Annotated in this window: 1 protein-coding gene; it reads right to left on the bottom strand. The window is 48.5% G+C overall.

The features are described 5' to 3' along the window. The coding region (locus tag ACOCD2_RS21920) for a hypothetical protein (RefSeq protein ID WP_419601563.1) at positions 1-889 on the bottom strand (889 nt) is incomplete at its 3' end. Positions 890-994: the final 105 nt, after the last annotated feature.

Below are 994 nucleotides of genomic sequence, written 5' to 3'. Positions count from 1 at the left end.
CTAACTCGGGTGGCACAAGAGACTCAACCTCAACCTTAAGTTCCCAGAGTCCATCTTTCTTGAGTTGTCGCGCCTGACGGGTACCGAGAGCATCCCCAAATACGTGCAGGTAACCCATTTTCCGAAGTTTCGACAACACAAACCGTCGGATCGCGGGGCTAGCTGCATGTGGTAACGCGAAAACCAGTTCACCATCGAAATCAATCAGCGGGTGCTTCTCGAGCGAGGAGTGTCCGGTTGACTCCTCGGGAATATCCTGCCTGTCTTCATCTGTCAGGATGAAAGGTTCAAGGTCTTCACGGTTCAACCCAAGGGATTCAAGATCATCCTGTGAAAAAGTGACTGCACGTGCCCGATCATCCAGCCGGGTTGCCGGTGCGATCCTCACAATACCTTTGGGCATCGACGCCTCAATGTGCCACCTTCGCAGGCCGAGTCGCTCAGCGATGCAGTCACTCAGCCGCAACAACGCAAATGCCGGGGCAAGTAAATCATGACATTCTTGCGGAGCCTTTCCGCTGCCAAGCGTGTCGAGAACTACCTGAGCAAAATAGTCGTTCGACTCCCATATACCTTCAAATACTCGGCGATTCCCTTCGGGGGTCTCGACGTTGGTAACGAAGACATCTTCGACTGGATCCTCAAGGCGCAAAATATCAGTTTTCGCAAGTTGCCTGTTTAGCCAATTGCGAATTTCGGTAATTCCGGGTTTGCGATTGCCACGACAGTATGTAACTGCCAAGTGTACAAGAATTTCAATGCGGATTGTATTCGCTTGAAACGAAGGGGCTGTAAGAAGGCCTGCGAGTTTTGATACTGTAGATTTGAGGTCGTACTTCCCTAGGAATTTCGTAATTTTATCTAATTCTGGAGAACTAAGATGTACCATTCATAGACCTGACTATTATTTACAACTAGAGTTTAGAGTAAGCAACATTGTTCCACCGTATATTTTCGGGTGAAATAAAGTTGCTATTTTGTTCATACTGCCCGT

Origin of the sequence: Thiolapillus sp. (assembly GCF_048562965.1) — a bacterium.
In the GTDB taxonomy this organism is placed as follows: domain Bacteria; phylum Pseudomonadota; class Gammaproteobacteria; order Chromatiales; family Chromatiaceae; genus Thiolapillus; species Thiolapillus brandeum_A.
The sequence above is the reverse complement of the archived record's forward strand: the minus strand, read 5'-3'. Positions and strand labels throughout refer to the sequence as shown.